The 25,185-nt window shown below is 37.9% G+C and carries 20 protein-coding genes and 1 other RNA gene; 11 read left to right on the top strand and 10 right to left on the bottom strand.

Annotated features, from left to right (window positions below; genetic code table 11):
* The 4 genes from ES711_RS13310 to ES711_RS13325 form a co-directional block, all read right to left on the bottom strand.
* A complete protein-coding gene (locus ES711_RS13310) occupies nt 1-726 on the bottom strand; it encodes an HAD family hydrolase (RefSeq protein ID WP_146893798.1) in 726 nt (241 codons plus the stop codon).
* Nucleotides 717-1,445 (bottom strand): 3-deoxy-manno-octulosonate cytidylyltransferase, encoded by a 729-nt coding sequence (kdsB, locus tag ES711_RS13315; protein WP_146893799.1) that lies wholly within the window; start codon nt 1,443-1,445, stop codon nt 717-719. The genes ES711_RS13310 and kdsB overlap by 10 nt, the downstream gene beginning before the upstream one ends.
* Before the next feature lie 45 nt (nt 1,446-1,490).
* Complete coding sequence (locus ES711_RS13320) at nt 1,491-2,057, bottom strand: DUF4126 domain-containing protein (protein WP_146893800.1); 567 nt, start codon at nt 2,055-2,057, stop codon at nt 1,491-1,493.
* Between the two features lie 116 nt (nt 2,058-2,173).
* On the bottom strand, nt 2,174-3,598 hold the full coding sequence (locus tag ES711_RS13325; protein ID WP_146893801.1) for an ATP-dependent DNA helicase: 1,425 nt from the start codon (nt 3,596-3,598) through the stop codon (nt 2,174-2,176).
* Nucleotides 3,599-3,803: 205 nt separating this feature from the next.
* Between ES711_RS13325 and ES711_RS13330 the strand changes: the two genes are divergently transcribed.
* Genes ES711_RS13330 through rsmD form a run of 3 tightly spaced genes read left to right on the top strand, consistent with a single transcriptional unit; the run spans nt 3,804 to nt 5,897 of the window.
* Nucleotides 3,804-4,532 (top strand): hypothetical protein, encoded by a 729-nt coding sequence (locus tag ES711_RS13330; RefSeq protein ID WP_146893802.1) that lies wholly within the window; start codon nt 3,804-3,806, stop codon nt 4,530-4,532.
* A gap of 1 nt (nt 4,533) precedes the next feature.
* Nucleotides 4,534-5,352: a DUF3822 family protein gene (locus ES711_RS13335; protein WP_170245272.1), complete on the top strand. Its 819-nt coding sequence runs from the start codon at nt 4,534-4,536 to the stop codon at nt 5,350-5,352.
* Nucleotides 5,343-5,897: a 16S rRNA (guanine(966)-N(2))-methyltransferase RsmD gene (gene rsmD / locus ES711_RS13340; protein WP_146893804.1), complete on the top strand. Its 555-nt coding sequence runs from the start codon at nt 5,343-5,345 to the stop codon at nt 5,895-5,897. The genes ES711_RS13335 and rsmD overlap by 10 nt, the downstream gene beginning before the upstream one ends.
* 59 nt (nt 5,898-5,956) lie before the next feature.
* On the opposite strand, the gene rnpB is transcribed toward rsmD, so the two are convergent.
* An RNA gene (gene rnpB, locus ES711_RS13345) (RNase P RNA component class A) lies at nt 5,957-6,330 on the bottom strand.
* A gap of 239 nt (nt 6,331-6,569) precedes the next feature.
* On the opposite strand from rnpB, the gene dnaX reads away from it, so the two are divergent.
* From dnaX to miaE, 3 genes are read left to right on the top strand one after another with little or no spacing between them, the layout of a single operon-like run.
* The gene (gene dnaX, locus ES711_RS13350; protein ID WP_146893805.1) at nt 6,570-8,300 is read left to right on the top strand and encodes a DNA polymerase III subunit gamma/tau; all 1,731 of its coding nucleotides are present in this window, start codon (nt 6,570-6,572) and stop codon (nt 8,298-8,300) included.
* A gap of 50 nt (nt 8,301-8,350) precedes the next feature.
* Nucleotides 8,351-8,902 carry a hypothetical protein gene (locus ES711_RS13355; RefSeq protein ID WP_146893806.1) on the top strand — a complete coding sequence of 184 codons (552 nt, stop codon included), beginning with the start codon at nt 8,351-8,353 and terminating at the stop codon, nt 8,900-8,902.
* 59 nt (nt 8,903-8,961) lie between these two features.
* Nucleotides 8,962-9,543 (top strand): tRNA-(ms[2]io[6]A)-hydroxylase, encoded by a 582-nt coding sequence (gene miaE, locus ES711_RS13360; RefSeq protein WP_146893924.1) that lies wholly within the window; start codon nt 8,962-8,964, stop codon nt 9,541-9,543.
* Nucleotides 9,544-9,624: 81 nt separating this feature from the next.
* Here the strand turns inward: miaE and ES711_RS13365 are convergent, their stop codons facing one another.
* From ES711_RS13365 to ES711_RS16290, 5 genes are all read right to left on the bottom strand, one after another.
* Nucleotides 9,625-10,152 carry a porin family protein gene (locus ES711_RS13365; protein ID WP_146893807.1) on the bottom strand — a complete coding sequence of 176 codons (528 nt, stop codon included), beginning with the start codon at nt 10,150-10,152 and terminating at the stop codon, nt 9,625-9,627.
* A 93-nt stretch (nt 10,153-10,245) separates the two neighbouring features.
* A complete protein-coding gene (locus ES711_RS13370; RefSeq protein ID WP_146893808.1) occupies nt 10,246-11,154 on the bottom strand; it encodes a Ppx/GppA phosphatase family protein in 909 nt (302 codons plus the stop codon).
* Between the two features lie 3 nt (nt 11,155-11,157).
* Nucleotides 11,158-13,218, bottom strand: a complete 2,061-nt coding sequence (ppk1, locus tag ES711_RS13375; protein ID WP_146893809.1) for a polyphosphate kinase 1 — start codon at nt 13,216-13,218, stop codon at nt 11,158-11,160.
* 155 nt (nt 13,219-13,373) lie between these two features.
* A complete protein-coding gene (locus ES711_RS13380) occupies nt 13,374-13,859 on the bottom strand; it encodes a SixA phosphatase family protein (RefSeq protein WP_146893810.1) in 486 nt (161 codons plus the stop codon).
* 148 nt (nt 13,860-14,007) lie between these two features.
* Complete coding sequence (locus tag ES711_RS16290) at nt 14,008-14,154, bottom strand: hypothetical protein (RefSeq protein WP_170245273.1); 147 nt, start codon at nt 14,152-14,154, stop codon at nt 14,008-14,010.
* Nucleotides 14,155-14,212: 58 nt separating this feature from the next.
* On the opposite strand from ES711_RS16290, the gene ES711_RS13385 reads away from it, so the two are divergent.
* The 5 genes from ES711_RS13385 (at nt 14,213) to ES711_RS13405 (ending at nt 25,000) form a co-directional block, all read left to right on the top strand.
* On the top strand, nt 14,213-14,740 hold the full coding sequence (locus tag ES711_RS13385; protein ID WP_146893811.1) for a hypothetical protein: 528 nt from the start codon (nt 14,213-14,215) through the stop codon (nt 14,738-14,740).
* 30 nt (nt 14,741-14,770) lie between these two features.
* Entirely contained in the window at nt 14,771-21,577 is a 6,807-nt protein-coding gene (locus ES711_RS13390) for an HYR-like domain-containing protein (RefSeq protein WP_146893812.1), read from the top strand.
* A gap of 10 nt (nt 21,578-21,587) precedes the next feature.
* The gene (locus tag ES711_RS13395; RefSeq protein WP_146893813.1) at nt 21,588-22,505 is read left to right on the top strand and encodes a PorP/SprF family type IX secretion system membrane protein; all 918 of its coding nucleotides are present in this window, start codon (nt 21,588-21,590) and stop codon (nt 22,503-22,505) included.
* Between the two features lie 11 nt (nt 22,506-22,516).
* A complete protein-coding gene (locus ES711_RS13400; RefSeq protein WP_146893814.1) occupies nt 22,517-24,424 on the top strand; it encodes an OmpA family protein in 1,908 nt (635 codons plus the stop codon).
* A 240-nt stretch (nt 24,425-24,664) separates the two neighbouring features.
* Nucleotides 24,665-25,000, top strand: coding sequence for a hypothetical protein (locus ES711_RS13405; RefSeq protein ID WP_146893815.1), 336 nt, complete (start codon nt 24,665-24,667; stop codon nt 24,998-25,000).
* Nucleotides 25,001-25,185: the final 185 nt, after the last annotated feature.

The following is a 25,185-nucleotide window of genomic DNA, read 5'->3' on the forward strand; positions in this document are numbered from 1 at the left end:
TTAAACTTTAGATTTTAGGGGTGTCTTCAACAGTGGAAGCACTTCCAATAAATTTGATAGGGTTCTATATTTCTTGTGGTCCTGTGCGTTGGTGGCTACCTGTTCATGGATCCATGTGGTATGAAAAGGCACATGGATGGCCTGGGCTTTAATATTGACGAGAGGTAAAATATCCGATTTTAAGGAATTGCCAATCATTAAAAATTCGGAGGGTTTTACCTCCAAATGGTTTAATAATTTAGAGTAATTGGCCTCTTTTTTGTCGCTTACCACTTCAATATGATGGAAATAATCCATCAAACCTGATTTCTCCAATTTCCGTTCCTGATCGAGCAAATCACCTTTAGTGACTACAATCAACTTATAACCTTTAGACAGTTCACTTAAGACATCTTTAACGCCTTCTAAAAGTTCAACGGGCTTATTAAGCATGTCTTTGCCGACATTTAAAATAGCTTCAACCGTGGTGTTGCTAAGTGTGTTATTAGACAATTCTAAAGCAATCTCCACCATAGAAAGGATGAACCCTTTTATGCCATAGCCGTATAATGGCAAGTTTTCGATTTGCCGTTTAAACAGTTCTTGGTCAATTGTATTGGCGGTTTCATAAGGTGCCAAAAGTTTTGCAAACTCGAGTTCAGCATCCCTAAAATAGGTCTCATTAACCCACAAGGTGTCATCAGCATCAAAACCAATTACTTTTATGTTGGAATACTCTATTTCCATAAACGTTTTGCGCGTTCCAAATCTTCAGGTGTATCAATTTCTACACCTTCAACATGCGTTTCTACCATTTTAATGCGTTTGCCATATTCCAAATACCTAATACATTCAATCTTTTCGGTCGCTTCAATAAATTGCATTGGTAAGTTGTAAAAATCCAAAAGGGCTTGTTTCCTAAAGGCATAAATACCTTTGTGTTTAAAATAACGCGCTCCCGCTGCCTTATCTCTTGGATATGGAATTGGACTTCTAGAAAAATATAGGGCAAAATTATTCTGATCCACAATCACCTTTACCGTGTTAGGGTTACTGATATCCTCCCAATCGTGGATTTCTACCATCAGCGATGCCAAATCGATCTGTTTATTGTGGTCGTCTTTAAAAGCATTGAGCACTTTCTCTAAACTTTCGCGTTCCGTAAATGGTTCATCACCTTGTACATTGACCACAATATCGACATCTAAATTTTCAACAGCTTCAGCAATCCGATCGCTGCCCGATTCATGCTCTTTTTTACTCATAATGGCCTTACCTCCATTTGTAACAATTTCGTCATAAATAATGGTACTATCTGTCACCACATAAACCTCGTCAAAAAGTTTTGTGGCCACAGTGGCTTCATAAGTTCTGAGAATGACGGTTTTACCCGCTAAATCTTGCATCAGCTTTGCTGGAAATCGGGATGCGCTGTAACGCGCCGGAATCATTGAAATTATCTTCATAGTTGACCGTTAATTCTAATCAAAAGTAAAACTTTTTAAGCTATTTCAGGGTTTGGAAGGTTTAATCTTTTTATAAAGTTTAAAAATAACAAATAGGACAAAAATCACTAATACAAAGGCTAGGATTGGAAGAAATATGGAAAAAATAGACATAACAATAGACGTTCCCGTTTCTACAGTAGATACCAACGGATTCCCTAAACCTGCTGTAGTTGTACTAGAGGTAAGACGAGATGCTCCGGCTGCACTTTTGATTGTTGCCGCGGTGCCGCCTCCGGCAATAATGGCAAGTGCCCAAGTGATGATCGGACTTAAATCGGCCACCGTAGAGACCATCACCGCAGTTCCGGCAACGGCGGCTAACGGGATTGCTATCGTATCCAAAATATTATCCACAAAAGGAATGTAGTATCCTAAAATTTCAATTAAAGTGGCGACACCTAACGTAATCACGGCAGTGAGACTGCCTATCCAAACCCAAGAGGAATTCAGTTCCCAAATATTAAAGTATGATGCTAAACTGAGCGCGAATAAGGGCAAGAACACTCTAAAACCTACAGATGCTGCCAGTCCGACACCCAAAAATATGCTAATTATTGTTTCAGTCATAATCGAGTGGAAATCCTAGGAAAGGACTTTTTAAGTTTGTTGAATAATGCTTAAAGTTATAAAATTCCTATACATCTCCGATAAAATATTTTATGCCTTATAGAGCATTCCACTTTTAGTTACGCCGTAAAAAACTCATCGGGAAACCCGATCAAGTATAATTTCTCTTTTGCCCTTGTCATCGCAGTGTAAAGCCATCTTAAATAATCCTTATCGATACCATTTGGTAAATAAGGTTGCTCCACAAAAACTGTATGCCATTGGCCACCCTGCGATTTGTGACAGGTAATGGCATATGAGAATTTAACCTGCAACGCATTAAAATGCTTATTATTCTTAATTTTTAGAAATTTCTTATAGTTGGAAGTTACATCTTCATAGTCCTTTTGCACTTCCTGATATAATCGGTTAGATTCTTCATAAGGCAATGACGGTGCTTCAGCTTCTATGGTGTCTAATAGTAAAACGGTTTCAAAGGGCGACATTTTAGGATAATCGACCATTTGCACCTTTACTTCAGCAAATCTAAAGCCATATAAATCCTGAATACTAAATATTTCCAAGACCTGAATAATGTCCCCATTGGCAATAAAACCAGCTTCAGAAGTCGGTTTTACCCAGAAATAATTATTCTTTACCACCATTAAAAAATCGCCTACAGTAAGCTCATTTTCATTATTTAAGATCCGCTCTCTAATTTGCTTGTTGTACAAATTGGCACGTTTATTACTTCTTACAATGATGGCCGTCTCCTCTTTGCCTTGGTCAGAATAGCCGTCATTTATGGCATCCATAATTTCGTAACCATCTATTAGTCTGACGATATCAGAATACCCATTCAGATCAAATTTGAACGATTCATAAAACTCGCCTTCCAATACATCACGCAAGTTGGTAGCGTTCATTAAGATACCGGAATCCTGACCTTGTCTCATCACCTCGTCCAACTCCATGCTCACGACACTTTTATTGTAGTTGAGATTCAATTGCACTTGGTCCAATGCTGGACTCAGATCCGATTTTACCGGTGGCAATTGCGCTTTATCACCAATAAGCAACAATTTACAATTGTGTCCGGAATACACGTATTGCATCAAATCATCCAATAAAGATCCATTTTCTAACAATTTAGAATCTGAGGGTGTATCCGGAATCATGGATGCTTCATCAACAATAAATATAGTATCGCGATGTTTGTTGGGCTGCATTACAAATTTAACCCCGCCACCCTGATCTTTTTTAGGGAAATAAATCTTTTTATGAATGGTAAACGCCTCCTTACCTGAATAATTAGAAATCACCTTGGCGGCCCTCCCTGTTGGTGCCATCAACACCGCACTTTTTTTAATATGCCATAAATTGGAGACTAGAGTACCAATAATGCTGGTTTTTCCGGTACCTGCAAATCCTTTTAGCAGATAAATTTGGTTATTATTGGTGTCAAATACAAAATTTGTAAGCTGATCTAGGACAATATTCTGCTTTAAAGTAGGTTCAAAAGGAAATTTCTGTTTTAAATGTTTATAAAAATCGGAGGCGTTCATAATTCAATCGTTCATTAATCTTGAGGCGGAAAGATAAGGTTTATAAAGAATTGTCGTAACTTTAAAGATCAATTTTTGAAAGCCTTGAACAATATAAAGTACCATGCTTTTTTTAATTTAATCATTTTTATAGGGTTTGGTTTTCGTGAATAAAAAAAAATTGTAGATTTGCGTTAGACCATTTATAAAAATAAACTCACAAACTATGCTAACAGTAATTATTGCTATTGTAATTGTTATCCTTCTTACGATTGGAATCGTTTGGTTGATTGACAAATTTGTTCCTAAAAAAATTAAGCCAATTTTACATATTGTACTCTGGGCAGCTATTGCTTTTTTAGGCTATTCAACTTTCATGTCAGTGTACGGCGAAATTGAATTTAATAAACGTAAAGATAAAAGCTATGCGGCAGTTATTGAAAAACTAATTGACATTAGAGATTCAGAAATGGCTTATAAGCAAGTTAACGGAAAATTTACGGATAGCTTTGACGCCTTAGTAAAATTTATTGATACCGCACATTATACTATTACACAACGTAAAGATTCTACCGTATTTGATGCAGAAGCAACAAAAAAATTCGGTGGGGTTACCATGACTAAAGAGATTATTATTATTGATACTCTAGGTACTGTTTCTGTAAAAGACTCTTTATTTGGTGCAGATACACGTTATAAAACCATGATGAATGTGCCAGTAGGTAAACCAGGTACTAAGTTTACATTAAAAGCGGGTATGTTAGATAATATTCCGGTATTTGAAGCTAGTGTAGATAAATCACTTATTCTTGATGGTGAAGACACTAACTTAGTCGCTAAAGAAAAGCAAGTGATTTCTGTTGATGGTGTAAACGGACCGAAACTTATGGTAGGTTCTATGGATGAAGTTAAGACTAACGGAAACTGGCCAAAAAATTATTCAACGAAAGATTAAATTGGAATCAATTCTCTTAAAAAAACTGTCCATTCAAATTAGTTTGAGTGGACTTTCTTTTTGTATCCTAAATGGTGCTGACCGCAAAGTTGTGTATTTAAAACGCTTCGATTTTAAAACAAAACTTACTCCGGAAGCCGTTTTAGAGCATCTTAAAAACGCCATCGCAGAAGAGTCTTCCCTTAACGAAACTTTTGACAGCGTTTTAGTACTGTTTCAAAATGAGCTTTCTAACCTGGTGCCTGAAAAGTTTTTTAATGAAGCGCATTCTGCCGATTATTTAAAGTTCAGTTCTAAAATCATTAAAACTGATTTTATTTCTCACGATACTATTGCCGCCAATAAAAGTGTGAATGTTTTTGTACCTTATGTGAATATCAATAATTATATATTTGAAATTTACGGAGCATTTGAGTACAAACATGCAGCAACAATCTTGATAGAACATGCCTTAAAAAACGAGGTCGATGTAGAAGAGGACCATATGTATCTAAATATTGCACCCTTTCATTACGAAATGGTTGTGCTTAAACAAGGACAACTCCAGCTCTATAATTCTTTTGAATATACTACCTCAGAAGATTTTATTTATTATATTCTTTTTGCCGTTGAGCAACTTAAGTTGAACCCAGAAAACTTAAAGGTTAAACTATCTGGTACGATTGAGAAGGATGATCCACTCTATAAACTATTATATACCTATATCAGATTTGTAGCTTTTGAACACCCATCAGAAAAATTTACGTTTGATCAGTTAGATCTCCAAGTGTCAAAGCACCAACACACCCTTATTTTAAACAGTTTCAATCCATGCGAATAATCTCAGGTCAATTTAAAGGAAGACGTATTACACCGCCTAAAAACTTGCCGGTGCGTCCCACCACGGATATGGCCAAAGAGGCACTCTTTAATATCCTAAACAATAATTTTTACTTTGACGAAATTTCTGTTTTAGATCTTTTCGCCGGAACAGGAAGCATCAGTTTCGAATTTGCATCGAGAGGGACGGCCCACATCACTTCTGTAGATGAAGATTTTGGGTGTGTCAAGTTCATCAATAAAACTGCTGAAGAATTTGAAATGGACATAAAAACGGTAAAGAGTGATGTTTTTAAATTTTTGGAAACTACCAAATTACAGGTGAATGTCATTTTTGCTGATCCACCTTACGCGTTCAGTTTAGAACAATTCACGAAAATTCCGGAATTGGTGTTTCAAAATAACCTTTTGGAGGATGACGGGGTTCTAATTGTAGAAAGCGCTAAGCAAATGGATCTTTCAACTCTTCCCTATTTTAGTTATTCGAAAAATTATGGCAGTAGCTTATTTAGTTATTTTGAAAGACCGGCCTTGACCATTGGTTAATCTCATTCATATCCTTTAGATAAAAACAAAGCCCTTTGGAAATTTCCAAAGGGCTTGTTTGTTTAAGTAAATCTATAAGCCGAATTCTGTATCACGTTCCCGATAATTATCGAGCCGCGACCCTTATCATTTATCTGAGTGTACTGTTGCCAGCACACTTTAGCTGTCTACCCTCCAACAATCGAGCGTGCCGCCCTCTCGCCTGCCACTATCTGTTAAAAACAAACAGCGAGCAAGCAGCGTTGGTTTACATGACATTGCACCACATAGAGTTTACCTGGTTTCACTACAGCATGACCTGTACATACTTTCTGTTGCACTTTTCCTGATCTCACGACCGATGGCCATTAACCATTATGTTGCACTACGGTGTTCGGACTTTCCTCCAATTGTCCAATTAAATTGAACATTCAGCGATAAGGCGATTTACTTGGGGACAAAGTTAATGTAAAGTTTGATCTGCTTAACGTTTTAAGAGCCTTAAATTACCACTTATATCAACTTAAGTTTTGGCAACGTTTGACAGAATTTCAACAGCCGAAACTCCTAACATTTTTTGTTGATAACTAATACTAAAATCGGCCATTGTAGCTGCATATTTAAAACTGATTTTATAACTTTGTGACTTCTAGTTTGACATCTCAAAATGTCGGCATCACTAGAGTATAATCAATGGAACATTTCATCGTATCGGCACGCAAGTATAGACCCCAGACATTTAAGGATGTTGTGGGGCAGCAGGCTATTACCAATACGTTATTAAATGCCATTGAACACAATCATTTAGCCCAAGCCCTACTCTTTACTGGGCCACGTGGTGTTGGTAAAACAACCTGCGCCCGTATCTTGGCAAAAATGATCAATAGTGATGGCACCGAGCAGGAAGACGAAGATTTCGCTTTTAATATTTTTGAATTGGATGCCGCGTCGAACAACTCGGTTGATGATATCAGAAATTTAACGGATCAGGTTCGGATTCCGCCACAAGTTGGTAAGTACAAGGTCTATATTATTGATGAGGTGCATATGCTTTCTCAGGCCGCCTTTAATGCGTTTTTGAAAACGCTCGAGGAGCCACCAAAGCATTGTATTTTTATCTTGGCCACTACGGAAAAACATAAAATCATTCCAACGATTTTATCCCGGTGTCAGATTTTCGACTTTAAACGCATCACCGTTAAAGATGCTAAAAACTATTTAAAGTACATTGCCGACGAACAAGGAATTGATGCGGAAGATGACGCGCTGCACATCATTGCCCAAAAGGCCGATGGCGCCATGCGAGATGCCCTATCGATATTTGACAGGGTGGTCAGTTTTTCTGGTAAAAATTTAACCCGACAGGCAGTAACTGAAAACTTAAATGTTTTAGATTACGAAACCTATTTTACAAGCACCGACTTCATCTTAGAAAATAAAATTCCAGAATTGCTCATCCAGTTTAATGAGACCTTATCAAAAGGTTTTGATGGGCATCATTATATTGCGGGCTTGGCATCTCATTTTAGAGATCTAATGGTTTGTAAAAATGAGCATACTATTGAACTTCTCGAGGTTGGAGAGGACACCAAACTTAAATATATGGAACAGTCCAGAAAAGCCAGCTATGAGTTCCTGATGAAGGGCATTGAGTTAGCTAACGACTGCGATCTCAAATTTAAAAACAGTAAGAATCAACGCTTACTCGTTGAACTGACCTTAATGCAGCTTGCCTCTATCACTTTTGATGGAGAAAAAAAAAATAGCAAACATTACATAATTCCTGCTTCTTATTTTAAAGCCAAAGGCATTACACCTGTTCCCGTCACCCTTCCTAAAAAAGAAGTTGAAGCGTCCAATGTAGTGGCAGAACCCGTTCAGCCTGCTCCAGAAGCTAAACCAAACGCGACACAGAATCCGTATGCCCAGACAACCATTCCTAAAATTGATCTCAAGCTAGATAATAAGCGTACCTCTGGGTTATCTTTAAAAAGTATCAAGGCTAAAAAAGAGCACTTGATTAAGCAAATGGAGGTGGTCATTGATCCTAATGATTTGCCTGCTGAGGAATTTACCCAAGAAGCTTTTAACGCGGCATGGGCTTCTTACATTTCAACCTTAAACGCTAAAGGCGAAAAGATCATGGTGTCAATGTTAGAAATGAGTAAACCTGTTTTAAAAGGAACAGCCATTTACGTTGAATTTCCCATTGAATCCCTGAAAATCGAATTGGAGCGGGCACAGTTTCCGTTGATGGAACATCTTAGAAAATCACTTCGGAATTTTAATTTATCTTTAGAAATTGAAGTCAACGAGGAAATATCTAAAAAATATGCGTTTTCGCCAATCGAAAAATATGAAAAACTTAAAGAGAAAAATCCAAATATAGAGCTATTAAGATCCACCTTTGGATTGGATTTATAAACTTTAGTTTCCTATTTTTCAAAAATCGCCATTGATAAATCACCTCTACCATGAAAAACTTTTTAGGAGTACTTTTTGTAATAGCTGTTGTATGTTTTAGCTGTGATGGCCGGCAAACTAAAAAAGAATCCTTGCAAAAAGCGGTTTCCGAATTTAATTTAAAAGCTGTACCCATTCCTACTATAACCCACAGTCCCGAAGCCTATACGGAAATTGTTACGGATACATTAATTGCCAATATCGTAAAGGTGCATATTAAAAATTACACCTTGAAGGATGCTCAAATTTTGGTTCCGACAAGCGTGCCGGGACGACAGCACTACCAACGGGTCTTTGAATCAGAAATCTTAATTACGACAGCTACTAAAAATATACTACATACCCATATTTCGGCGCAGCACTTTAGAGCGATAGATAGTGACCCCTTCTGGGACCATGCTACCTTACAACATACGTGGGTAAATCAGGAATTATCTTCCCTAGAAGATATAACTTTGGACATCTCCTTTATGAACCCGCTGACATCAGCATTTAAGTTGTACCGGATGTCTATTAATGCCCAGGGTCAACAAACCTTGACTAGAATAGAGGAACGCAGTTAAAAAAAAGACGAAATAAAAGACCATTTTTATAGATGGTCAAAATAATACCAAATAAGAATATGCTCGGACTTAAATTACCAACAGATCCACGTTGGGTCAATATTGTAGAAAAAAACATAGAAGACATCTTAACGGACCACGCTTATTGTGAACAAAAAGCTACTAGTACAGCAATCTCATTAATCGTTAGTTTTCCGGAATATACAGATTTAGTGCAAGAAATGGTAGCTTTAGTAAAGGAAGAAATTAGTCATTTTAAAATGGTGCACGACAAGATATTAGAAAACGGCTGGATTTTGGGCAGAGACCGAAAAGATGATTATGTACTTCAATTGATAACGTTCTTTCCGAAAGGTGGCAGCAGAACCACCCAACTCGTGCACCGCTTGCTATACGCGGCTTTAATTGAAGCGCGCAGTTGCGAACGTTTCCGTTTGCTTTCTGAAGAATTAGAAGATAAAGAACTGGCAGAATTCTATCGGAAATTAATGGTGAGTGAAGCCAATCACTATACCATGTTTTTAGGATTTGCCAGACAGTACGGCGATCGTAAGGAGGTTGATCAAAAGTGGAATGATCTCTTAGACTATGAAGCAGAAATAATGAAAAATTTGAGTAAAAGCGAAACCATTCACGGCTAATAAATTTTTAAAATTTGCTCACGTATGGTCATAAAAAAAGCTCCAAAATTTGGAGCTTTTTTTAGTAGTTGAGTAAAGCAATTAGAGTCTGTATGTAAATCCAAACTGCATCACACCTTGTCTCGCTTCTAATGGAGATGCGTCATCAAATACATTGGAAATTCCGTATAGATAACGGAAATCCACACCAATTTCGTCAGTAATCATATACTCAGCAAAACCAACGCCGGAGAACGCGAAATTTTTGAATCCGTCGTCATGCTTGTGCACTTTTACTCCTAATTGAGGCCCCACACCTAGCTTTAATCCTCCAACAATAGCGTAATTAAGAATGATCGGCAGATTAATATAGTCGGTTTTAAAATATTGCAGATTAGCCCCTTCTGGAGAATATTGCAACTCCGTCATAACGGCCAAACGTTCAGTCAATCCGAAATCGGCAAAAGCGCCAAATACAAAACCATTTCTATGCGGGTTAGATTGAATCCCGTCCTCTTCATAGTCCATATTAGAGATGTTGGTAGCAAAATGGACACCGTATTTAAGGTCTTGAGAAAACGAATAAGTCGACAGGCCTACGACAAGTAATAGCGTAAATATTTTTTTCATAATAAGTGATTTGAGACCGTGAATATAATTTGAAAATAATTATTTTAATCAAATATTAGATATGTCACCTTAAAAAGAAGACAAACTGCTAAACTAGACAAGGTTGACACTTGAAACTGATCCAAAATAAACACTTTTTATGATCCCATCTGAAAGTCCAATTTTAGGTACATAAATGTATTTTGCGTCACTCCATTTCATGGCGGATAAATAAATTCGGGTTGCCGGAATTATCACATCTGCCCTATCCTGATTCAAATCTAATTCTGTAATGCGCTCTTCATAACTATAGGTTTGCAACATATTATAATAGGAAGTCAAGTAAAAATAGGTCAACGGTTTACCTAAAGCTTTTCCTGAAATTTTAAAGATTTTATTAATGTTGCCTCCAGAACCCAGAAGATCGATTTTTTCGAAATCTTTAGTGTTTTGTTTAATCCAAGATTCCAACTCTATCCAGGCGTCTTTTTGTACAATATCATTCAACAATCGAACAGTTCCGATTTTAAAGGATTTAGAGGCTGTGGTATGACCTTGATGAATAACAGAAAACTCTGAACTCCCCCCACCTACGTCAACATATAAATAGGTTTTACTCTTATCGATAAAACTGTTCAAATCAGTTGCAGCAATAATGGCGGCTTCCTCTTCGCCATCAATAACATCAATCTTAATCTTGGCGTGTTTTTTAATCAGTTTAACAACCTCACTGCCATTTTCAGCTTCGCGCATGGCCGAGGTAGCACAGGCTTTATAAGCCAGCACCTTATGGGATTTCATCAGCAATTTGAAGGCGTTCATAGTATCAATTAAACGCAATTCATTTTCTTTAGAAATTTTTTGATTTAAAAAGACGTCTGCTCCCAACCGGATGGGCACCCTAACTAGAGCGCTCTTTTTAAAGAGGGTCGGTTTCCCTTTTTGTTCAATGATGTTTGAAATAAGCAACCGCACCGCATTTGATCCAATGTCAATGGCAGCATATTTTTTTATGGTCAGCATAGTCTAGTTTTCTAATTTATCGACGTAATAATTATAAATGGCAAATTGCGCCCTAACCTTTGGCAAATCATTACGTTTGTATTTGTTTTCGTGCGACCCGCAAAGCAGTCGTGCCTTAACATTGTCACTCCAAGAGATGTCAAAAACATCCAGTAATTCCTGTTTAATATCTTTATCATAAATAGGACAGGTGACCTCCACTCGGTTTTCAATATTTCGCGACATCCAATCCGCGGATGAAATAAAGACTTTGGGGTCATTATTATTGCAAAATATCAATAATCTGGTATGTTCCAAAAACTTATCAATGATACTCACCACCTCAATATTTTCACTCATCCCTTTAATTCCCGGAACTAAGCAACAAATTCCCCTTACAATCATCTGAATCTTAACGCCCGCCCTACTGGCTTCATAAAGTTTATCCACCATCATATAACTTGAAATGCTGTTCAACTTCAATTTAATAAAAGCAGGTTTTTTATTTTTGACGTTCTCAATTTCCGTATCGATCAGTTTAAACAACTTAGTTTTTGTATAATGGGGCGAAACAATGATGTGCTTATAACTAAAAATTTTATAATTGGTTTCAAAAAAATCAAAGACCTTAACCACATCTTTTAAAATTTTTTGATCTGAAGTAAACAAGGTAAAGTCAGTATACAATTTAGCGGTCGATTCGTTAAAATTCCCCGTACTTAAAAAGCCATATCGCTTAATCTTATTATTTTCCTCACGTTCTATCACACACATTTTGCTGTGCACTTTAAGGCCTTTAACCCCAAATAAGAGATTGACACCGTCCGTTTCCATTTGTTCAGCATAATCAATATTGGCCTGCTCATCAAAACGAGCCTGCAACTCTATAGCCACGGTCACTTTTTTACCATTTTTAGCGGCGTTAATCAATGAGCTCGCCACGTGCGAAATTTGCGCCAAACGGTAGATGGTAATTTTTATGTTTTTCACCTTAGGGTCTAAGGCGGCTTCCCTTAAAAACTTAACAATGTAGGAAAACGTGTGATACGGCGTATGTAATAAATAATCTTTTTTAGCGATATTTTTAAAGATGCTGCGTTCCAAACTCAAGCCTCTTACGGGTAATGGCTTGATCTTATCGTATAACAGATCAGTCCTTCCCAAACTTGGAAAATCCATATAGTCACGTCTGTTGTGATAACGCCCCCCAGGAATGACACTGTCCTTAGAATCTATTCCCATCATATTCATCAGGAACAACAGGGTTTGTTCATCAATAGTTTTATCATACACAAAACGCACCGGCTCTCCAGTTTGTCGGTGTTTGACGCTGTCAGATATTTTCTCAATAAAACTCTTGCTTAAATCACTCTCAAAATCCAGTTCGCCATCCCGAGTAATTTTGATCATGTGTGCAGAAACGGATTCATATTCAAAAATATTAAATATATCATCCATGCAATAACGCAGCAAATCATCTAATAGAATAATATAATTATCCTGACCTTTTTTAGGAAGCACCACAAACCGGTCCATGGATTTTGGAATTTCTATAAGTGCATATTGCTTTTGTTGGTTGGCTAAAACCATCTTTACCGCCAAATAAGCGGCACTGTCTTTTAAGGTAGGAAGTTTCACCAAATCGCTTAAGATGATGGTCACCAATGCTGGACTCACATATTGAATAAAATAATTTTTAATAAACTTGTGATGGGCTTCATCAATTTGCGTTTCATTGACCATATGAATCTGTTCATCTTCAAGACGCTTGTGGATGGTAGCCAAAATATGCAAACTATCACTCTGCTGTTTGATAACAATTTGCGTGATGATTTCTAATAATTCACTGGCTGAAATGCCGCCCAACTCACTTTTACCGGTTTTTCCAGCCTCATCAATACGTTTAACGGTAGCGTACCGCACTTTAAAAAACTCGTCTAAATTATTGGAGAAGATACCCAAAAACCGAAGCCGTTCAATTAATGGAACATTCTCGTCTTCCGCTTCTTGTAAAACACGTTCGTTAAACTGTAGCCAGCTCAACTCTCTATTGATGTATGTATTGGAATTTATATCTGTAACCATGAAGTGCGAACTGTATTTAATCTCTGACAAATATATTCTATTTCTAACTCAAAATAAAGAGAGATGATCAGGATTAATTATTTGATAATATTAGGCATTTAGGTCCCTCTAAAGGAGCTTTAAAGGAGCTTTAAAGGAGAAATTTAAGTATCATATCAACGAAGATCCTTAGGTTTCAAAATCAGCTCTGTTTTACCTTTTTGAATGTCTTGCCAAGATGAAATGTCAAAATTAATTTTCACAACTCCGGAGGTTGGCAAATTATCCAGAGCCTGGTTTCCCAGACTGTTAGTCAATTCCGTAAAGGCATGGTTGTGGCCAAAAATCATTACCTTATTTTGGGTAGTGTCGAGGCTTTTAATGAAGCGCAACACACGGTTACCTCCGAAATCATAAATTTGCTCTTCAATACGCAGCAAGCTGTCCGGATAATGTAAATTCTCCATGAAAATTTTGCAAGTACTTAAAGCTCTGTTTGCTGGGCTTGAAAAAATAATATCAGGATAAAAATCAAAATCCCCAAAAGCGTTTGAAACAAGGTTGGAATCACTGATGCCCCTAGAACTTAAAGGACGCTTCAAGTCAGTGAGATCCTGCTCCCAAGAGGACTTTGCATGCCTGATAAATACGATACTCTTCATAATAAGTTCGATTAAGTGCTGTTATTAACGTTAATGTGCTGAGCATGTCCGTTTTAACGATTATTTCAAGCCCTTTAACATTTATTTTTGTTTTACCTATTAGTTATCTGTTGCTTTGTCAAAAATAATCAATGTTATGATCCCAAATCTAAAACATGTTAATCAATCCAACCACGTGTTGCCCTCCGCAACCTCTTCCCTCAAAATATTTACAAATTCTATTATTAGTTTCAGGCATTTCCGTCAACGCTAAACTAAAATCGTATTGGCCATCCGCCATTATAGGAATTTGCATATAAAGTTTACAAATTAATAGAGTGTTAAAATAATCAGTTTATTAAATATCTAGGACTATGAATACCAAATTTAAAACAAAGTTATTAAGTAGCCTTATGCTTATCGGACTTTTCTCAGGAACCTGTTTTTCCCAAGATAACGTCATCCATAATTTAACTGGCAACTCAGATAGGTTTATATCGAGTGATGTTGTTGTTGGAAACAGAAGTTCTCAAGCGACTGCGGATCTTCCGTCAGATTTATTGTATGAGCTCAATGCGACGGTATATGTTAAAAATAATACCCTATCAAAAGTTAAAGGTAAAGCACATCCTCTGGTATTGAAATTTAAGGATGCCCAATCCTTTAATGTGGTTTCTAAACGCAGCGCGCTTTTCAATACAGTAGAAATGATTAAAATTGATCTGGCTTCAGAGAACGATTTGAGAACACCATTTAATATGGCTGCTCTCAGAGGATTTAATAATTTAAAGTATGTCTACCTTAAATGTGAATTTCCTGCTACGGAAGCTCAAATTAGAACTTTTATTCAAAATGCCGACCCTAAACTTATTATTTATTACAACACTTACCAACGTTCATAATACCTACTGACTTATTTAAAAGTTATCACTATGAAAAAACTATACTCTGAAAAAATTTATAACATTAAACCAATACTGCAGCTAGTATTGGTGACTGTTTTTGCACTAGCACCTACATTTTTTGCGAATGCACAGGTTAAGGTTGACTTTAAACCCCGAGCCTCAGCATTTACACCGGATAAAACCATTTACAATGTAAAGGGCGATTTTACCATGTTGGGCAATACCAACTTAACTTTAGTTAATTACAGCGACAATTCCAGTAACAGTGAAGACATGGAATATGTTGACGTAGACAATGACCCAAGCACTTGGAACTCGTCAGCTGCCTCGTTAAATTTGTCTGATCAGATTAGTCCAGAATGCACCAACATTGTGTATGCAGGTTTATATTGGACTGGGAGATCTAGCGGTAGCACTGACTTTACGATTACTAAAGATTTTGAAACCGGTAACACGATCTCTGAGAAAGTGACCAATACAGAACAAATTTTTAATGGTGAAGCGATCCCCAATACAAACTATACTTTAGCTATTACAAATACAAGTAGTCTGACCACCTATACCTTCACTTCTAACGGTGGCGGCAATACGGTTAAGTTCTATTTTAATAAGGGTGAAAATGACAATAAAACAACTTTAAAGGTTTCTGTCAATAATGGGCCTCAAACAGAAATTGCTTTAACAAGTTTAAGTAATGCCTCTGCCATTTTAAAATCGCCTTATACTATCTACACAGGTTCAGACTTTGTACTTAAAGTCAGTCGATTAGAAGTGTTTCCAGAAAACAGGGCACACCTTACCGTAACCTTTACGGATACTTATAACGAAACTGTTGAGCGTACCAAAACTTTCAACAAAAGAAAGGTCTCTATTAAAGGCCCAAATGCCTCTGGTTATACTCAGCTAATGGCTAAACCAACAGATATTTACTATCCATCAGGTTTTGATAACGACATATTTTCAGCGTATGTAGACATTACGGACTACGTAAAAACTAATGGTAAAAATGGCTTGTACCACATTGCTGATATGGCACTTGTTGAAGGAGATGGTGACGGCATTGGTTATTACGGTGGCTGGGGTATGGTTGTAGTCTACGAAAATTCAGAAATGAGTTGGAAAGATATTACTGTATTTGATGGTCATGCTTTTGTAGACAGTAGTATTACTCAAAGTTATTTATTGGATGTTTCTGGTTTCAACACCACACAACAAGGCCCAGTTAAAGTAAAACTTGGTATTATGGCAGGTGAAGGTGATAGAATTATTGCCGGAGATTATTTTAAAATTAGAAGAAATAGCGATAATATTTATACCGCTTTAGAGCATGGTTTAAACAGTGCTAGCAACTTTTTCAATTCGTCCATCCAAACGCCGGGAAATAGAATTCCTTACCTCCTCAATAATACTGGAATTGACATTAGCATGTTCGATTTAGATAATGCGGATAAAGCAATTATCAACAACAATCAAACTTCTGCTCAATTTCAATATGGATCTACGCAAGATACCTATGCCATTTTCAACATCACCTTTGCCGTAGATTCTTACGTTCCGGAAGCAGAAGGTCTATTATCTGTAGTTGAGATTCAAGGATCACCAGCTACAGCACCTTATGTAGCGTTACCTGGAGATGAGTTATTATACAATTTAGACATTAGAAATAAAGGTACAGAACCTATTAAAAACGCCAAAGTGGTTATTCCGATTCCATTTACGTCTCAATTTGTGCCAGGTAGTATTACATTTAATGAATACGACAGCCTGTTTGAGGCTACAGCACCTTACTTTGATCCTAATTTGGGAGCAACCGGATCTATTGTGTGGGATATTGCTTATCTTCCTTTAGATGCTGACATCAACAAATTATTGGCAAGCCTACGTTTCAAATTAAAAACAACAGAAGATTGTTCTATTTTAGTAAATTCAGATTGTGGTCCTAAAGTGATCATTTTAGGCGGTACAATTTCAGGAACCGGTGCCACTTCAGGAATCAACTTTACCCTACCATTAATTCAAGGTTATGACGACAATGGCGTTTGCGAAGGCATCCCTAATACGGACCCAATTGTCATCAATATTGATGCTCAACAATTCATTCTTGATAATTGTAGCGACATTTCAGTATCTAGAGACTTTTTATTCTGCAATTTAGAATCTAACAGCATTCCTGTTTCTGAAATAGCAGCACAGTTCCCTCCAGGATCCTTATTTTATGATACTGTTCCTGTCACTGATGCCTCTATTCAGTACAACGCATCCAACCCTTTTCCTGCGACTATTGGTGTGACTACTTATTATGCCGTGCCTCCAGGAGTGACCAACTGTACGTATACTTTGACTATTGAAGTCACTAAAGTTACTTCTTCACCTTCAATAACAAATGTAACGTATTGCGTAGGTGAGACAGCCAATCCATTATCTGCACAAGCTAGCAATCCTAATTATACTGTATTCTATTATGCAGATAACAATCCTAATACCGTAGCTCAAACTTCATTAACACCAGATACTAGCGTTACCGGTACATTTACGTATTATGTTTCTGAAGGTCCAGCTGAAAACTGTGTTAATCCTAACAGAACACCACTTACGGTAACCGTCAACGATGGATTGACCATTACTTTACAAGATCAAATTAATGCGTCTTGTTTCGACTCCAACAGTGGAAGTTTAGACATTTCAGTTGCTGGCGGATCAGGTGACTACACCTATGTTTGGGAAATGAACGGCACGCAAGTTGCTACAACGCAAGATTTGAGAAATGCTGCTGCAGGCACATATGTGCTAACCGTTTCAGATGCCAATTCAAACTGTACGACTACAGCGACTTTCAATATCACTGCTGAAACATCCAGCCCTATCGCTATCACTGCTCCTGCAGCTGTAGACGTGGTTGGATGTGCGGAGACTGATATCACATCTGCATTAACTTACAGTGAAACTGCAGTAACCATCAGTACTTCTCAATTTATCACGGAAGGTGGAAGCATAACTGGAGATGGAATTAATACTGTAAGCTATAGCGACACGACGTCAGGCACTTGCCCACTCATTGTAACCAGAACTTTTACGGTTACTGATGCTTGTAATCAAACAGCATCTGGTACACAAACTTTCACCATTGAAAACACCACACCACCAAAACTTGTCTTACCTACTGCTGTAAAGGTAGAATGTGGCACTTCATTAGAGCCATCTGCTACAGGAATTGCAACAGTAAATGAGCCTTGTGGCACAGTAGACATAAGCTATGTAGATGCAAGTGTAGAAAATTGTGGAGCAACTCAAGTAATTACAAGAACTTGGACAGCTACAGACGCTTGTGGAAATACAAGCACTGGTACGCAAACTATTACAGTTTCAGATACTACTGCACCTACCTTAACGATACCAGCGGATGCCACTGTAGAATGTTCAGAATCCACTGATCCTGACGCTACCGGTTTGGCAACAGCAACTGATGCCTGTGGTGACGTTACCCTTACCTACCTAGATGCAGCTGTAGACGCTTGTGGCGCAACCCAGACGATTACAAGAACTTGGACGGCAACAGATGTTTGTGGAAATACAGTATCTGCGGCGCAAACCATAAATGTAGTTGATACCACTGCACCAGTCATTACGGCTCCTGCTGATGTGACATTAGAATGTTCAGGCTTATCGCGTATGAGCGATGGCGGATTTGGAGAAGCTACCGCAACCGATGGTTGTGGTAACGTAGTAATCACTTTTGAGGACAGTGCGATTGCAGGTTGTGGTAACACACAAAGCATCACCAGAACATGGACTGCTATTGATGAATGTGGAAATACTTCTACCACAGCCCAAACCATTACTATTGTGGATACAACACCTCCAACAATCACCGCGCCAGAAGATGCTGTGGTAGAATGTTCGGAATCTACTGATCCGTCTGCTACTGGAGTTCCCGACGCATTTGACGCTTGCGGCGCTGTTTCTGTGACATATGTAGATGCTGATGCCTTAGATACTTGTGGAAACACAAAAATTATCGAAAGAACTTGGACTGCAACAGATTCTTGTGGTTTGACTACTACAGCAACTCAGTTTATAACAATATTGGATACTATCGCACCAATTATCGATACTGCTGCCAGTAATCTGGTTGTAGAGTGTAGTGTTAATGGCACTGATGGCGCTTTGGACGTTTGGTTGGCAAACAACGGGGGGGCTTCTGCTTCTGATGCTTGTGCAACTGACTTAACTTGGACTAACAACTATGATGGTTCTGTTTCAGATTGTAATGAACCAATAACTGTAATCTTTACAGTAGCTGATGCCTGTGGTAATGCGAGCACTACTAGTGCAACTTACACCATTATTGATACGACGGCACCAGTAGTAACACCAGCAGCTAATTTTACCGCTGAATGTGGCAATGATGATACGATGAAGGACTTCCAAAATTGGTTAGATACCAATGGTGGTGCTACAGCTACGGATACCTGTTCTGCAGTAATATGGACTAATACGTTTACAAGTCTTTCTGAAGCTTGTAATACTTCAGGTACTATTACTTTTACAGCTACAGATGGATGTGGAAACACTAGCAGCACAACTGCTACTTACACAATTTCAGATACGACTGCACCAGTATTTGCAGCCTTACCTGGTGAAACTACCATAGATTGTGCAGTGACACCAGAATTCGCACAAGCTGTTGCCACGGATGCTTGTGGATCTGAAGTAGGCTTAACCTTTGAAGATATTAAAACTGCCGGCGAATGTGAAGGTGCTTATACCATCACAAGAACTTGGACAGCGACTGACGCTTGTGGCAATGCTTCTACAGCATCACAAACCATCAATATTCAAGACATCACTGCTCCTGTTATCGCTGCGTTACCTGGGGAGTCTACAGTAGAATGTGGTGTAGAATCTAACTTTGCACAAGCTACCGCTACGGATGCATGTGGGTCTGAGGTGACGCTGACTTTTGCAGATGTTAAAACTGAAAGTGACAGTACAGGTGCTTATGCCATTACTAGAACTTGGACAGCAACTGATGCTTGTGGCAATGCTTCTACAGCATCACAAACCATTACTGTTAAAAATAATACTGAGTTGGTTATCGCTCCCTTACCTGCTGAATCGACAGTTGACTGTGGTGTAGAACCTAGCTTTGCGCAAGCAGTAGCTGCAGGTGCATGTGGCGCTGAGGTGACCCTAACTTTTGAAGACGTTACCACTGAAGGCGACTGTACAGGTACTTATACAATTACTAGAACTTGGACAGCTAAGGGCGCTAATGGTAAAACAGCTACTGCCTCTCAAACGATTAATGTTGTAGACACGACTGCTCCTGTTATCGCTGCGTTACCTGGGGAATCTACAGTAGAATGTGGTGTAGAACCTAACTTTGCACAAGCTACCGCTATGGATGCTTGTGGGTCTGAGGTGACGCTGACTTTTGCAGATGTTAAAACTGAAAGTGACAGTACAGGTGCTTATGCCATTACTAGAACTTGGACAGCAACTGACGCTTGTGGCAATGCTTCAACAGCATCACAAACCATCAATGTTAAAACTAATTCTGAGATCACTATCGCAGCATTACCTGCTGAATCCACAATAGAATGTGGTGCTGAACCTAACTTTACGCAAGCAACAGCTACTGGATCTTGTGGATCTGAAGTTACTTTAACGTTTACAGACGTTACGACTAATGGCGATTGTGTAGGAACGTATTCTATCACAAGAACTTGGACAGCTATGGATGCTAATAATAATATTGCTACAGCATCTCAAACGATTAACGTACAAGATAACACCGCCCCTGTTTTTGCTGCCTTACCAGCTGAGACTACTGTGGACTGTGCAGTAACACCAAACTTTGCGCAAGCAATTGCTACAGATGCTTGTGGGTCTGAAGTGACCTTAACTTTTGTTGATGTTACATCAAATGGTGCGTGCGCAGGTGATTATTTAATCACCAGAACATGGACAGCGACAGATGCTTGTGGCAATGCTTCAACAGCATCACAAACCATCAATGTCATGGATACAACGGCGCCTAGTTTAGTTAATGCGTATGATACAGAAATTTCTATTGCTTGTGATAATATTCCAAGCGTCCCAGATTTAGTGTTTGAAGATGCTTGCTCTAATAACATTACTGTCGTATTTGATGAATCTTCAACGGCTACTGAAGGTGTGGAGACTTATGTAATTACTAGAACTTGGACGGTATCTGATACTTGTGGTAATGATGCGGAATTTACGCAAGTAATTAATGTAAGCCCTACTATTGTCATATCTGCAATGGATACTGAATTGTGTAATGGAGATGACATCAGTTTCAATCTCTTCGATTTGTTCAGTGGAACTTACGATGCCAATGGAACTTGGTCAGTTGAAACTGGTAATGCAACCATTGATGGTAGCATCTTCAATCCTTACAATTTAGAATTGGGAACTTACACCTTTAAATACACCTTGGCTGATGACTATTGTACATCTGAAACTTTTGTGAACATTACCTTACATGATGACTGTGTGGTGTTACCATGTGGTGCAGAGGATGTAATTATTTCGAGGGCAGTGACTACTTATTTGGATGGTAAGAATGATTTCTTCACAATCACTGGTGTCGAATCTTGTGGATTTACGGTAGAGTTACAAATATTCAACCGTTGGGGTGCTATGATTTACGAATCTAAAAACTACCAGAATGATTGGAATGGAACCTCTTCTAAAGCTTCAGTTGGTAATTCAAATTTTGTACCAACCGGAACATACTATTACGTCGTTAACCTAAAAAATAGTGGATTAGAGCCTTTTGCAGGTCCAATCTACGTTGCAACCAAATAAATTTTAACCTATGAAATTTTTAAAGTTTAACATCATCGTTTTCATACTGTTCACCAGCTGGGTGGGAGTTGCCCAACAACTACCACAGTTTACACAGTATATGTATAATACCATTTCAATAAACCCGGCCTATGCGGGAAGTCGTGAGACCTTAAGTATGGTAGGCTTGCACAGAAGTCAATGGGTAGGCCTCGAAGGAGCGCCTACTACCCAAACACTCTCTGTACATGCGCCATTGCGTAATGAGAAGATTGGTTTAGGAATGTCATTTGTTAATGACGAACTCGGATACCAAAATTTCCAATACGTTTATGCTGACTTTTCATACACCATACAAACAGGTCAGAATACCAAATTGGCTTTTGGTCTGAAAGCTGGGTTTACCGGATTTAGCCTTGACCCTGATTTCAGGGAAGCTGAGTTTGATGATCCTGTCATTTATGGTTACGAAAACAGATGGAAACCAAATGTAGGTGCTGGTGCCTATTGGCATACTGATAAATGGTACCTCGGTCTTTCAGCGCCTCGATTATTAAACACGGATTATAATGGTGAGCAGGAGTTTGAAGCTTTAGAACGATTGAGCTACTATTTTACTGGAGGGTATGTATTCGATCTTGGTGCAATAACCAAATTTAAACCAGCATTTATGTTGAAAGCTACCAATGGCGCTCCATTATCTTTAGATTTAACTGCCAACTTTCTTTTCAATGAAGTATTTTGGATTGGTGGAGGATATCGAATTGATGAAAACACATCCGCATTAAGTGGAATTGCAGATTTTCAGGTATCTAAACAATTGCGTATAGGTTATGCTTATGAATATCCGTTCTCGGATTTAAGACCTTATACTAGTGGAACACATGAAATCCTGCTAATGTTCGAAATCTTTAAAAGTAAACGTATTAAATCGCCTCGATACTTCTAAAACTTATAACTATGAAAACAAAATTATTTATATTTCTTTTTGCGCTTAGTAGCACGTTCATGGTTGCTCAAAAAAAATTGGCCGATAAATTCTTCGAGAATTTCGCCTATGTTAAAGCAACTGAACTCTACGAAGAAGCCGTCAAAAAAGGCGACAGTAGTGCCCATGTTTTAACCAGATTGGGAGATTGTTATTACAACAACTCAAAGTCTCAAGAAGCTGCTTTGTGGTATGGTAAAGCTCTAAACAAGTACAACTCAATTAATCCAGAATACATTTTCAAATACATTCAGAGTTTAAGAAGTATTGGAAATTATGTTGAGGCGGACAAATGGTTGGTGAAGTTTAAAGAAATCCAATCCGGAGACAGTCGTGTGAAAAACTTTGACGCCAATAATTTAGACATCTATGAAGAGTTAGCCTCCACCGAGGACGTAGTGGTTGAAATTGAAAATTTGGCTTTCAATACGCCCTTCTCTGATTTTGGTGGCTATACCGCCAATGGGAACATGTACTTCGCCTCCTCCAGGCATGCCGACTTGAAAAAAAATTACGGATGGAATGACGAACCTTTCTTAGATCTTTTTGTTGTTTCGGTAACCGATAATGAAGGTAAAAAGGAATATGGCGAACCTGATTTTATAAAATCATCGAAAATCAACACTGCTTACCATGAAGCTTCAGTGGCGATTACAAATGATGGCCAAACCATCTACTTTACGAGAGATAATGTTGACAAAAGAAATAAATTGGATTATGACCGTAAAGGCACATCACATTTAAAACTTTATAAGGCTAGCTTACAGGAAGATCAATGGGAAGCTATTGTAGAACTTCCTTTTAATGATGATTATTTTTCTAATGGCCACCCTACTTTAAGTCCAGATAACACAAAACTCTATTTTGTATCTGATCGCGAGGGCGGATTGGGTCAAACCGATATTTATGTGGTGGATATTTTAGAAGATGGGAAATACGGCCAACCTAAAAATCTAGGCCCTAAAGTAAATACTGAAGGCCGTGAAATGTTTCCTTTTATAGCTAAAGACAGTACCTTCTATTTTTCGTCTGATGGGTATTTAAATTTAGGCCTTTTAGACATCTATAAGTCGAACATCCTAAAAGATGACAATGCCGAACCAGAAAATTTAGGAGCGCCTTATAATAGTGGATACGATGATTTCGCCTTCTTTAAAAACGATAGTAACGATACAGGATACTTTTCTTCTAACAGACCAGGCGGAAAAGGTAGCGATGACATTTATGGTTTTAACGCTGAACCATGTCAGCAAAAAATTGAAGGCATCGCCAGAGATGCAAAAACAAATGAGGTTCTTGCTGGCGTTGAAGTAAAATTGATTAACAGCTCAGGGAAAATTATCTCGACCGTTATTACGACTGTTACAGGGGCATATGAATTTGATGCTGATTGTGATAAAAGCTATACAGTGTTAGGTAGTAAAAAAGATTATAAGGACGACCTTAAGAAAGTGGTTACCTCTTTTGAAGATGGAAAGGTTAACAAAGCAGATCTTTACTTAATCCCGTTAATTGATAACAACCAAATTGTCATCAATCCTATCTTCTTTGATTTCGATAAATGGAACATCAGAACAGATGCTGAGTATGAATTAGAGCATATCGTTGATGTGATGAGAGAACATCCTGAAATGGTGATTAAAATTGAATCCCATACGGACAGTAGAGGAAGTGATAGCTACAATATGAAATTATCTGACCGCAGAGCAAAATCGACCAGAGATTATATTCTATCTCGTGGCATTACGGCTGAACGTATTGAAAGTGCTATCGGATACGGAGAATCTCAATTGTTGAACAAATGTTCTAACGGCGTTAAATGTAGCTCAGAAGAACATCAATTGAACAGGCGTTCATACTTCTACATCTTAAAAAGATAACCAAAAATTTAAATTTTAGAGAAAAAAGCAGACTGAGGAGTCTGCTTTTTTTGTTTTGCATTGTCAGGTTTAAGTGTATTTAACAATTATGTATTAAAGCAGTATTAGAACTTTTCCTTAATCGAACAGGAAAAATTAATAGGAAAGATGGTAGAAATTTGTTAGCTTCAATAAAAATGTAATCCGCTGCTGATCATCACCTATTTTGTCAGTGGTCCAAATTTTTAAATTCTAGAAACAATGAAATTATTCATCTTCTCAATAGTGCTCATATTACCTATTTCAGCCTTAGGCCAAAACGATTTTGACATTAAAAACTTAGCGACTAAAGGTGTCGCACATGACATTAAAATTGAAAAACAGTTTATAAGAAAACCTTCAACTCAATTGTTAAGAGGCTTGGAAACTACCTTAGTAAATGATATAAAAAAGGAAATACATGTTCTGAAATACGATCTAATTAACACGACTAAGTTGTCATTAACCTTAAAAAAAGATCACTTTTCTTATTTCCTGGATGAGCCTGCTTTGGACAAGATGTTATTGGAAGTCGGAACTTTGAAAGACTGTAAATAGAACTTTAGAAAAACAACTGTACAGAAGAGCTATTTAAAAAACAGATAGAAGGCATCTGATGCCTTCGTCAAAAAAAAGGATCAAATCTAGAAATTTTGGGATTTTAAGATTACGCAATAATTGGGATGAAGTCCAAAAGTTGTCGGAATTACACACTCTGTCATCACATTCCAATCTGTCACTTT

This window comes from Gelidibacter salicanalis, from assembly GCF_007997285.1.
Classification (GTDB): Bacteria; Bacteroidota; Bacteroidia; order Flavobacteriales; family Flavobacteriaceae; genus Gelidibacter; species Gelidibacter salicanalis.

Bases quoted from the DNA above. Each gene is read 5' to 3' on its own strand.
- ES711_RS13325 (WP_146893801.1), bottom strand. From the start codon at position 3,598: ATGAACGCCTCCGATTTTTATAAACATTTAAAACAGAAATTTCCTTTT.
- ES711_RS13310 (WP_146893798.1), bottom strand. From the start codon at position 726: ATGGAAATAGAGTATTCCAACATAAAAGTAATTGGTTTTGATGCTGAT.
- ES711_RS13385 (WP_146893811.1), top strand. From the start codon at position 14,213: ATGAATACCAAATTTAAAACAAAGTTATTAAGTAGCCTTATGCTTATC.
- dnaX (WP_146893805.1), top strand. From the start codon at position 6,570: ATGGAACATTTCATCGTATCGGCACGCAAGTATAGACCCCAGACATTT.
- ES711_RS13395 (WP_146893813.1), top strand. From the start codon at position 21,588: ATGAAATTTTTAAAGTTTAACATCATCGTTTTCATACTGTTCACCAGC.
- ES711_RS13380 (WP_146893810.1), bottom strand. From the start codon at position 13,859: ATGAAGAGTATCGTATTTATCAGGCATGCAAAGTCCTCTTGGGAGCAG.
- ES711_RS13405 (WP_146893815.1), top strand. From the start codon at position 24,665: ATGAAATTATTCATCTTCTCAATAGTGCTCATATTACCTATTTCAGCC.
- miaE (WP_146893924.1), top strand. From the start codon at position 8,962: ATGCTCGGACTTAAATTACCAACAGATCCACGTTGGGTCAATATTGTA.
- ES711_RS16290 (WP_170245273.1), bottom strand. From the start codon at position 14,154: ATGCAAATTCCTATAATGGCGGATGGCCAATACGATTTTAGTTTAGCG.
- ES711_RS13390 (WP_146893812.1), top strand. From the start codon at position 14,771: ATGAAAAAACTATACTCTGAAAAAATTTATAACATTAAACCAATACTG.
- ES711_RS13400 (WP_146893814.1), top strand. From the start codon at position 22,517: ATGAAAACAAAATTATTTATATTTCTTTTTGCGCTTAGTAGCACGTTC.
- ppk1 (WP_146893809.1), bottom strand. From the start codon at position 13,218: ATGGTTACAGATATAAATTCCAATACATACATCAATAGAGAGTTGAGC.
- ES711_RS13330 (WP_146893802.1), top strand. From the start codon at position 3,804: ATGCTAACAGTAATTATTGCTATTGTAATTGTTATCCTTCTTACGATT.
- ES711_RS13355 (WP_146893806.1), top strand. From the start codon at position 8,351: ATGAAAAACTTTTTAGGAGTACTTTTTGTAATAGCTGTTGTATGTTTT.
- ES711_RS13365 (WP_146893807.1), bottom strand. From the start codon at position 10,152: ATGAAAAAAATATTTACGCTATTACTTGTCGTAGGCCTGTCGACTTAT.
- ES711_RS13370 (WP_146893808.1), bottom strand. From the start codon at position 11,154: ATGCTGACCATAAAAAAATATGCTGCCATTGACATTGGATCAAATGCG.
- rsmD (WP_146893804.1), top strand. From the start codon at position 5,343: ATGCGAATAATCTCAGGTCAATTTAAAGGAAGACGTATTACACCGCCT.
- kdsB (WP_146893799.1), bottom strand. From the start codon at position 1,445: ATGAAGATAATTTCAATGATTCCGGCGCGTTACAGCGCATCCCGATTT.